The following is an 11,073-nucleotide window of genomic DNA, read 5'->3' as shown; positions in this document are numbered from 1 at the left end:
ACCTTCTTTTGTAAATGAATAATTAACGATCGCTGTGAATGTCAGCTTTGGTGCTAATGCATCAAACCCAGCAAGGAAGGATTGAGGAGAACTAGGTACTATAAATCCTAGTGTAGCCATCGGTGGTTTTACAGGTGAAGGGATATTTATATTTTGGCCAATGTACATCCGGTACGGATCAAGACCAGGATTCGCATTCATAATGCTATTTACCGTTGTACTGAATTGAATGGATAGCTTCCATAATGTATCACCAGATTTGATTTTATAAAATCGGGTAATCGGCTGGAGATCTGGAATGTACAAGGCTAGACCAGGAACAATTACATTAGCGGAAGGCAGCCCGTTCACATTTACGATGCTTTGGATTGTTACACCATAGGTTTTAGCGATGGACCAAAGATTTTCTCCTGCTTTTACTACGTGGACAGCCATTTGATCACCCCTTCTTAACGGTCTCTACAACCATCATATGGTGACCAAGATTGTTCTTATTACAAATTTGGCGTGGCACTTATCATATACTTTTAATCTATCTTATCTAAGGGAAAATTTGTTGGATGTACCAATTTCTTTAGACTCAACTGAGTGCTTGCACTCATCTCAAAAAGACAAAAAAGAAGCAGGGTTCCTTACATACAAGAACCCTGCTTATCGTTCATTATCTCCATCGATCGCGTCCATCCGAACGATTCCGTAACCTTGCAGAATGGCAGGCGTCGCATATCTGATAAGGAGATTCTACATGGATTCCCTTACCACAATGCCTGCATTTCTTTTTATAGTTTCTGACTTCTGACTTTAAAAATTCGTGGACATCATCACTTAGCCCAGTGCGAAGTCTTTCCCAGTACACAGCTTCCGTTCTGCGGCCAAGTTTATATAAAAATAATAGATGAAGCCCGATCGCTTTATAGGAAAGCTCAAGTTCCTCAAGACTTGTTGTTTTAATAACGGGTTCTGGAAGCTCTGTCCCAGCGACGATTGCCTTGATTGTTTCCAGCCATTGCTCAATGAGGGCCGGCTCCTTTGATGAGAAGGGCAAGTGCAGGAAACCATACAAATCCATCATCGGCAGTCTTGCTTCAATTTCTGTGTCTCTGACAAACTCAAACAGTTCCCGTTCTTCTGAAAGAGAAGCTTTTTTTGTTCCCTTTGGACTTTCGAATTGATCCCATAGCTCAAAGAAAACAGCAAGAGAGCGGTAATATTTTTGGAACCTTTCAAAGATGCCTGATGTCGGTGCTATCGAAAATATCGCAACAGGTTCATCCTCTTTTTCAAGAAGTTTGGACATTATATTAATATCAGAGGTGAATGCGACTTTTCCAACATTATAGATTCCTTTTCTGCCAGCCCGGCCTGCAATTTGCTTCACTTCCTGTGAGGTAAGCCGCCTTCTCCTTGTTCCATCAAATTTCTCATTTTCTAAAAAAACGATTCTCCTGATTGGCAAGTTGAGTCCCATTCCAATTGCATCTGTGGCAACTACTACTGTCGTTTCGCCTTTTATGAAACGCTCCATTTGTTTTTTTCTCGTCTCTGGTGGCATGCTGCCATAAATCATGCTTACCTGTCGACCACTATTCTGCAATTTAGAAGCATTCTCAAGCACTTGTCTCCGTGAAAAACATACTAGCGCATCACCTTTTTCCGTATTGTTCAGGCTGAACTCCTTGTTCTCCACCTGAAGGGGAATGTCACGTGTATATTCATAAATTTCCATTAAATTATCTTCAAGAAGCTCCATCATAATGCTTTTAATATTCATGCTGCCGATGATATGAACTTCTTCCGCATTGGCTTTAGTAATCGCTTTATACCAGGAAAATCCACGGTCCTTATCGGCAATCATCTGAGATTCATCGATCACCACCACATGATAAAAATCCTTCTCGTGAAACATTTCAACTGTACAGGAAATATGGGCTGCTCCTTCTACAGGCTTCTCTTCTTCCCCTGTTTTCAGAGAGCACGGAACTCCTTCCATGTTCAACTTTTCATAAACCTCAAGAGCCAGAAGCCTAAGCGGCGCTAAATATAACCCGCTTTTTGCTTCCTTCATCCTTTCGAGAGCGTGGTGGGTCTTTCCTGTGTTGGTTTCTCCGATATGAAGGATATACCGAACATTTCTCCGAAGTGAAGGATTGTATTCCCGGCCGAAGATATCTTCAAGCATTCTGGCCTCTTCTTCTTTTTGCCGCTTGAGTTCAGCCTCTTCTTCTGCCTTCCTGCGTTCCCTATCCTCAAGGTCCGATTCATAAATCTCACGATGGATCCGTTCATCAAAAGGAGTTTCTGCTAAACCAAAAAGATCACTAATGTATTCCTCTTGCAGTTTATAAAGATAGCCATCTGTATATGCAAGCAAAATATCCTGGATGACCCTTTTTAACTCTGCCTTTGAAAGCTTATCTTCTAACGTTTTCTCATAATCACTAATTATAGCCAGTGGGAGACTTTGCAGTACTAATTCAGACCCAATATCCTCAAAATACTTTATTACCTCTTTTTCAAAGTAATATTGATACGTCTCATATTCAAAATAATGTCTTCCCCAATGGGTGGTCTGATGAACTTCGCCCGTTAATTCATCAAAGAAATCTGCTAAAGTACTGTAATCGTCCTGATGAAAAGATCCCACTTCTGTCAATTTCTCTTCAAGCATGAATGTATCGATATCCTTGTATTTAGGATTTTCTTTGAAAATATTGACTAAATCTTTTGCAATATAGTACCTGATCATTAAATATGAGATTTCCTGAGAATTTTCCAGTATTTCTTGGGCATTGTCACTAATTTTCTCGCGGATACGTGCTTTCTCTTCCAGGAGCCGTTCTTCTGCTTCTTTTTTCAAGAATTTTTTTCTAGCTTTTTCGTGCAATTGGTCCCATGTTTGACTGTCAAATGCTGACTCAATCCAGGCAAGAACATTAAATGGTTTGTAGTCTCTCATTTCATTTCTGAAAAGCTTATTGATCAGCTTGCGGTCAATACCCTCGACAACAAACCCTCTCTCACTTAATAAGGCTTTCTTATCGCGCTTCGAGAAGTCATTTGTTGATTTAGTAAGCCAGACATTCAGCCAAATTTGGCTGATATAAGTCTTTCTTTTCTCCAAATACTCACTAAATGATGGAGGAAATTCATGCTCACCAAGAAATTTCTCAAGATCTTCCTTTACTTTGTTTTTTGTATGTTCAACTGACTGCTGAAAAATAGTATCGATTTGGTTCATATGTAAGCCCCTTGATTGGATGGAATTGATAAATGGCTGTTTGCGCATTCTGACATCTTGCTGCATTTTAATTGGTTTATTGGAAAGGAAAATCAAAGTATCATGCTAAAAAAATCATGAAAACATCAATTGCTTTTTGGTGCAATACAACAAAATTTACAAAAAGATCCCTAAAAATAGAGGCCGCACAAATTATTGTGCGAGCCCCTTGATTACCTTTATTCACAGAGATAAAGGACATGCTTAAATAATTATGCTTATGCGTTCTTTACTTTCAACATTTTTACGACCCGATTCAATACTTTCTTATCCTCTTTCGTTACACTCTTCGGCTTGATCGGTGAAACAGGCTTAATTTTTTCAGTATTCTCCGAGCAAAGAATTTCAAGATAAAATGCTGTGCTTTCACGATTTCCATTTAAATATCCCTTGAGGATTTTCATTTTATCCGAAGTTCCAGTAAAATCACTTTTGTAATCCCATTCGATTTCATTTTCATATTTAGAATCCATTCTTTCCTTTAACGCTAGTGCTTCTGAAACAGCATCCTGCGGCGTTGTGAAATATGACTGGGTTCTCCTTAATCCCTTTTTCGTACTGCCATCGCCCGCTTTTGCCTGATAAAGTTTAACGATCATTTTCCTCATCCTTTCTGGTTTGGGTCTCACGCCTTCTCATGGTTAGTCGTAACACCAGAAGACCTAAGGATTTCATTCATATACCTAGTATACCCTGTTTTCCATCGTTTACCTATTAATAAGGTGATTAGTTTAATTTCAGCCGTTTCTTAAAGCTTTTTCCTAGAGCAATACCCTTTTTTCTCCACCAAATAATTTATGCTGCTTGACTTTTACTTATGACATTTTTCTGTCCATGCGTTTTTTTGAAAAAAACTGGCGCTTGAGCTTTGTCGTAACTCTATCACGCCGAAAATGAGTGCCTGGACCAGCATTCAAGCGACTCTAATCCATTACAATGAAAGGGTGTCCCAAGATATTTTTTGGGACACCCTTATTTTTATGAAACAGGATAAGTGAACTATGCTTCTAAAAGAAACGCTATTCACTGGTTTTATTTTGATGCTACTGCAACCTTCTCATCGCTTTGCTCATGACGGATGGTAGCTTGTGCTGCTGCTAGACGGGCTAGCGGCACACGATATGGTGAACAGCTTACATAGTCTAGTCCAGCATTATAACAAAATTCAATCGAGCTCTTTTCGCCGCCATGCTCACCACAGATTCCTGTCTTAAGGCCTGGTTTGGTTTTTCGGCCAAGGTTTACCCCGGTTTCAACTAATTTGCCGACTCCTTCACGATCAAGCACCGCAAATGGATTTTCTGGCAGGACTTTTTGTTCAATATATGCCTGCAAGAATTTTCCTTCCGCATCATCACGGCTATATCCAAATGTTGTTTGTGTTAGATCATTTGTACCAAAGGAGAAGAAATCCGCTTCTTCAGCGATTTGGTCTGCAGTCAAAGCAGCACGCGGAATTTCAATCATCGTACCTACTGTATATTCAAAATCCTTGCCTGTTTCTTCCTTAATCTTTTGAGCTGCCGCATTCACCAGCTCACGCATTTCCTTCAGCTCATTCACATGGCCTACAAGTGGGATCATGATTTCTGGCTGTACTTCAATGCCTTTATCAGCTAACTTCACCACTGCATAAAAGATTGCCCTTGCTTGCATTTCATAGATTTCCGGATGGATCATGCCTAGTCGGCAGCCACGGTGGCCAAGCATCGGATTGAATTCATCTAATTGGCGGACTTTCTTTAATAATGCTTCCTTTTCCTTCAGCTCTTTACACTTCGGATCAAGGATTTGCAGCCTTGTAATCTCCACAAGAAGTTCTTCTTTATCAGGTAAAAACTCGTGAAGAGGCGGATCTAGTAAACGAATTGTAACAGGAAGACCTTGCATAACTTCAAGGATTCCTTCAAAATCGCCCTGCTGCATCGGCAGGAGCTCATCCAAAGCTTTAGTACGCTCATCATAGTTTTCGGCTAGGATCATTTTCTGAACAATCGGTACCCTTGACGCATCCATGAACATATGTTCAGTACGGCATAGCCCAATGCCTCCTGCTCCGAACTCTAGAGCCTTTGCTGCGTCTTCTGGGTTATCCGCATTTGCGCGAACACCAATCTTGCGCTCTTCATCTGCCCATGAAAGCAGAAGCTGGAACTCATCTGAAAGCTCAGGATCAATCATCGGAATTTCTCCAAGCATGATTTCACCTGTACCGCCATCAATCGTAATGATGTCTCCGTGGTTAACTACCACTTCGCCAACGCGGAACTGCTTCTCATGAAGGTCAATCTTCATCGCCTCACATCCGCAAATACACGCCTTCCCCATACCGCGCGCAACTACAGCCGCATGGCTGGTCATACCGCCACGGCTTGTGACAACTGCCTGGGCAGAGATGATGCCGTGGATATCATCCGGTGTCGTTTCTGGACGAACCAGAATTACTTTCTGTCCTTCATTAGCCAGCAGCTCAGCTTCATCCGCATCAAATACAACCTTTCCAGTAGCCGCACCTGGTGAAGCAGGAAGGCCTTTTGCGAGTTGTTTTCGTTCAAAATTTTCATCGATCCTGCGGTGAAGAAGCTGGTCAAGCTGTTCAGGATCAACGCGAAGCAGCGCTGCTTTTTTATCAATAATACCTTCTGCAACAAGTTCTGCAGCAATTCGGATTGCTGCCTGTGCAGTTCTTTTTCCTGTTCGAGTTTGAAGAATGAATAATTCACCGCGCTCTACTGTGAATTCAATATCCTGCATATCTGCATAATGCTGTTCAAGGCGCTTGCATGTATCTACAAACTGCTGGTAAACTGCAGGCATTTCATCCTTTAATGTCTGGATCGGCTGTGGAGTACGGATACCCGCAACAACATCCTCTCCTTGTGCATTGATTAAGTATTCACCATAAAGAATATGTTCACCAGTAGATGGGTCCCTTGTAAATGCAACTCCTGTTCCAGAATCGTCACCCATGTTTCCAAAAACCATACTCTGGATATTTACTGCTGTTCCTAAGTGAGAAGGGATTTTGTTCAGGCGGCGGTAAACAATCGCCCGCTGGTTGTTCCACGAATCAAATACTGCATTGATCGAAAGGAATAATTGCTCTTTTGGATCCTGTGGGAACGGTTTTCTCGTGTGCTTTGTCACGATTTTTTTATAGCCTTGGATAACTTCTTTCCAGTCTTCTGCCGTCATTTCAGGATCGGAACTGTAGCCTTTAGCTTCCCTGGTTTCCTCTAGCAGACGTTCAAAGAAAAACACATCGACATCAAGCACAACATCACTGAACATCTGGATGAAGCGGCGGTAAGAATCATAAGCAAAACGAGGATTGTTTGTAAGCTTAGCCATTCCCTCTACCGTTTCATCATTCATTCCTAGGTTAAGGATGGTATCCATCATTCCAGGCATTGAAAAAACAGCACCTGAGCGCACTGACACAAGCAGAGGATTTTCCGGATTGCCTAATTTCTTGCCTGTTTTCTCTTCAAGTTCTCCAAGGGCCTCAAGCACTTGAGCCTGGACTTCAGCAGTAATTGTTTTGCCTGCATCGTAATAAGCGTTACAGGCTTCAGTTGAAATCGTGAATCCGAAAGGGACTGGGAGCCCAATGCGAGTCATTTCGGCCAGGTTAGCACCCTTGCCTCCAAGAATTTCTTTCATGCTGCTGTTGCCTTCATTAAAGAGATAAACAAATTTAGACATCAAGTAAAACTCCTCTCACTTTTTAGAATATCGAGAATTAAACCGGCTGTTTCTTCAATTGCTTTATTTGAAACATTGATCACCGGGCAGCCAACACGCTTCATGATTTTTTCTGCATAATCCAATTCCTCAAGAATACGCTCGTAGCTGGCGTAATTTGCCCTGGAGCCTAATCCTAGTGCTTTTAGCCTCTCTGTCCTGATTTCATTTAATTTGTCAGGCGAGATGATCAAACCGACACATTTACTTCTAGGAACCTGGAAAAGTTCATCAGGTGGCTTCACTTCAGGAACAATTGGTACATTGGCCACCTTGAACCGTTTATGTGCAAGGTACATGGAAAGCGGGGTTTTCGATGTACGGGAAACGCCAACCAAAACGATATCAGCTCTCAGAATTCCTCGCGGGTCTCTTCCGTCATCATATTTAACTGCGAATTCAATCGCTTCTATCCTGCGAAAATAGTCATCATCTAGCTTTCTCATCATACCCGGCCGATGGTTTGGCTCTTTGTTGAACTTTTTTTCGAAAGCACTCATGAGCGGATTCAACAAGTCGACAGCATAAATGCCCTCTTCTTCTGCCCTTTTATCAAGATAGGCTTTTAAAGCCGGAACGACGATTGTGTATGCAATGATGGAGCGCCCTTGTTTTGCTACCATGATGACATCCTCAATGTCCTCTTCGTCCTCAACGTAGGAATTCCGTCGAATATCAACCTGGCCGCCATTGAATTGTGTGGCCACAGCCTTTACTACAAATTCTGCTGTTTCTCCGACAGAATCGGAAACTACATAGACAACTTCCTTCATATCCAAAACGCGCTCACTTCCTAGACAGATTTTTGCTCTACTATTTCTAAGTAAATCTTTGTAATTGTGGTTTTTGTAATACGTCCGATGACTTCATATGTATCTGGTTTTTCTTTGAGTTCACGGACAACTGGCAGTGAATCAATCCGGTTCTGGACAAGCTTCTTTGCTGCCTGGAGCATTGTCTCCTCCGGTTTTACAGTGATGATATTTGGCATTCTAGTCATGATGACGCTTACAGGAAGATCATCCAGATTCTTGTTACCAATGGCTGCCCTCAGCAAATCCTTCCTGGAAATGACTCCAGCCAGGCATCCTTCTGAATCCACCGCGTAAAGCGTTCCCACATCCTCAAGGAACATCTGGACAATAGCATCATAGACTGAGGCTGACTTTTGCACGACAATCGGGTGGCCTTTATAGTCATTGACCTTCAGATCAAGAAAGGCTGTAGCTTTAAACTGTTTCTCTTTATCCTTATTAAAAAAATAGCCAACTCTCGGCCTTGCCTCTAAACTCCCAGCCATTGTCAAAATCGCAAGGTCAGGACGAAGCGTTGCTCGAGTAAGTTTCAGCTTTTCTGCTATCTGCTCTCCAGTGATCGGGCCATCTTCCTTGACGATTTGAACGATTTCTTCCTGCCGTTTTGTTAGTTTAATAGAACTCACCACCAACTTACCTCCAATAATAATGATGTTACATTATCAAGGAATTTTTAAATGTGTTATCCTTATTAATTTATAGTATATAACATTTAATGAAAAATCAAAAGAAAAGGTTTTATTTATTCGCAAATTCTTTTAAAATATGCGTTTTAACATGAAGTATATAGGTTATACTCATGTTCTAATTGTCTAGGAAAATAAAAAACCCTGGTTAAAAAACCAGGGATAATTTATTCCTTTATATTCAGTTCCAGTGTAACTGGACAATGATCGCTTCCCATTACAAAACATTCAACGCCGGCCTCTTTGATTTCAGGGGCAAGCCTCTCGGAAATTATAAAGTAATCAATGCGCCAGCCAATATTCCTTTCCCTTACCTTATTCATATATGACCACCATGTATATACTCCTTCAGCTTCAGGATATAAATGGCGGAACGAATCAACAAAACCATCGCTCAGAAGTTCCGTCATCTTACCTCGTTCCTCGTCCGTAAAACCCGAATTCCCTCTGTTCGGCTTAGGATTTTTCAAATCAATTTCATTGTGCGCCACATTCAAATCGCCGCATAGGATGACTGGTTTAATACCATCCAATTCTAGAAGGTATTCCCGAAGTTTGTCTTCCCATGCTAATCGGTAGCCAAGACGCGCAAGATCACGCTGTGAATTTGGTGTGTAGACATTCACAAGGTAAAACTGTTCAAATTCAAGAGTGATCGCACGGCCTTCACAATCATATTCAGCAGACCCGATTCCGTTTCTTACCGTTAAAGGATTTTGCTTTGTGAAAATAGCTGTGCCGGAATAGCCTTTTTTCTCTGCGTAGTTCCAAAACTGATGATATCCCTCTAACTCGAGATTAATCTGGCCTTCCTGAAGTTTCGTTTCCTGGATACAAAAAAGGTCAGCATCCGCCTCTTTAAAATAATCTAAAAAACCTTTACCTGAACAGGCTCGGATTCCATTCACATTCCATGACACTAATTTCATATTCTATCTTTTCCCCTCAGTTAGTGTTTTCTTTTGCCGTTCAGATTCTTAACAGAGCCCAGGGTTATTGCAATAAAGATGGCATTTAAAGTATTAGCTCTGTTAAACAAGGCTGTTGATTTTCGTTCAATGCGCATCGCTTTCCGCAGGGCTGACGCTGAGCCTGCAGGACACTGATAATAGCTTCCTCGAATCTGCCCACGCACGATGGAAATGCGTCAATATTTTCGGAGGAGTCTTCGCGCCTTCCACTACAATCAACAGGTTTTACAAACAACATTGGGCGTTAACTCAGCCAAAGTATTAAATAAATAAATGATTCTATATCAACCCTAGCTTTATTCTTTTATGAAGCCTTTAAATTTCACTTGTATCAATTACCTTGAATCATACTTACCTACAAGTCTCGAAGGACCCCCTTCTATTTTAGCAGTCTTCGATAATGGATTCTAATATCGCGATTCCTTTCAGGATATCAGCCACAGGAGCATTTGCGAATGACAGCCTGAAATGCTGGAGCTTCTGTGTGGCATAGATTCTTCCCGGATTTATTAGGACCCCATTAGCAAAAGCTTTTCTATATAAGTCTGCTAACGAAATTTCAGGATTCATTTTTACCCAGATGAAGAAGCCACCTTTTGGGGCCTCCCAATCCGCGTATCGTCCTAAATGAGTTTCGAGGGCAGTTAGTACTTCATCTCTCCGCTCCCTTAATTGCTTTCTCACATTTAATAAATGCTGTTCATATTTTCCGCTTGAAAGCCATTCTGCAGCAACTTTTTGCGAAAGGGAACTTGAGCCGTAATCCGTTTGCATCTTCAAGTCAGCCAGCCTGTCAATAACTCCCTGAGGACCTGTAATCCATCCAATCCTTAAACCCGGATTAAGACTCTTAGACAGACTTCCAATATATAAGACATTTCCGTGTTTGTCATAGGACTTAATTGGCGGCGGGGGCGGAGTATCAAGCCATAAATCACCATAAACATCATCCTCTATGATCGGGAGCTGAACCTTTTCCGCGACCTGAATCAGTTCTTGTCTCCTGGCATCTCCCATTAAAGCACCGGTCGGATTATGAAAAGTCGGATGACAGTATAGAACCGATTTCCTACGATCCCTTGTTGCTTCAATTAAATGTGGCAATACTCCTTCCTGATCCATCGGGATTCCCTGCAGCTTCATGCCAGCAGATTGGAAGGTTGACAATGAATAGATATAGGAAGGATTTTCGAGAATTACAGTTGATTGTCTCTGCAATAAGCCTATTGATATGAGGTGCAATGCCTGCAATGCCCCTGATACAACAAGAATGGAGGCTGGCGGCGCTTCGATACCTTTTGGTTTAAGATAATTGCTTATGGCTCCCCTAAGAGCGGGATTTCCTTTAGGATCTTCATAGCCGAAAGGCATAAGTTCCTTGCCAACCTTCGAGATCACTTCCTTCATTTCTTCAAGCGGAAAAAGATCTTTTGAAAGCTCTCCCTTGCTCAGCTGAATCATATTTTCATCAGATTCGGCAAGATTAATAGCCTGGACAGTGGCCAAGCTTGCCTGATGGGTGCCAAGCTGGACCTGTTCATTCCAGTTCACAGGTGTATTTGAACACATCAGTGTCCAGG

8 protein-coding genes are annotated in these 11,073 nt (G+C 41.7%); all 8 read right to left on the bottom strand.

What is annotated here, in order from left to right:
• A partial coding sequence (locus WB217_RS12185; protein ID WP_423993489.1) for a LysM peptidoglycan-binding domain-containing protein occupies positions 1–435 on the bottom strand: 435 nt, incomplete at its 3' end.
• Positions 436–661: 226 nt separating this feature from the next.
• Positions 662–3,238: a helicase-related protein gene (locus WB217_RS12180; RefSeq protein WP_423993488.1), complete on the bottom strand. Its 2,577-nt coding sequence runs from the start codon at positions 3,236–3,238 to the stop codon at positions 662–664.
• 257 nt (positions 3,239–3,495) lie between these two features.
• Positions 3,496–3,876: a hypothetical protein gene (locus WB217_RS12175; protein WP_423993487.1), complete on the bottom strand. Its 381-nt coding sequence runs from the start codon at positions 3,874–3,876 to the stop codon at positions 3,496–3,498.
• A 433-nt stretch (positions 3,877–4,309) separates the two neighbouring features.
• Positions 4,310–6,982, bottom strand: a complete 2,673-nt coding sequence (gene ppdK / locus WB217_RS12170) for a pyruvate, phosphate dikinase (protein WP_423993486.1) — start codon at positions 6,980–6,982, stop codon at positions 4,310–4,312.
• Positions 6,982–7,800 (bottom strand): pyruvate, water dikinase regulatory protein, encoded by an 819-nt coding sequence (locus tag WB217_RS12165; protein ID WP_423993485.1) that lies wholly within the window; start codon positions 7,798–7,800, stop codon positions 6,982–6,984. Before WB217_RS12165 ends, ppdK begins: the two co-directional genes overlap by 1 nt.
• Before the next feature lie 14 nt (positions 7,801–7,814).
• Positions 7,815–8,462, bottom strand: coding sequence for a helix-turn-helix transcriptional regulator (locus WB217_RS12160; protein WP_423993484.1), 648 nt, complete (start codon positions 8,460–8,462; stop codon positions 7,815–7,817).
• Between the two features lie 227 nt (positions 8,463–8,689).
• Positions 8,690–9,451, bottom strand: coding sequence for an exodeoxyribonuclease III (locus tag WB217_RS12155; protein WP_423993483.1), 762 nt, complete (start codon positions 9,449–9,451; stop codon positions 8,690–8,692).
• Positions 9,452–9,877: 426 nt separating this feature from the next.
• Positions 9,878–11,073, bottom strand: a 1,196-nt coding sequence (locus WB217_RS12150; protein WP_423993482.1) for a PLP-dependent aminotransferase family protein, incomplete at its 5' end; no start/stop codon positions are given.

It is taken from the genome of Mesobacillus sp. (assembly GCF_049588175.1).
Taxonomy (GTDB): domain Bacteria; phylum Bacillota; class Bacilli; order Bacillales; family Cytobacillaceae; genus Mesobacillus.
Note: the sequence above shows the minus strand (reverse complement) of the source record. Positions and strands in the feature narration are given on the sequence as shown.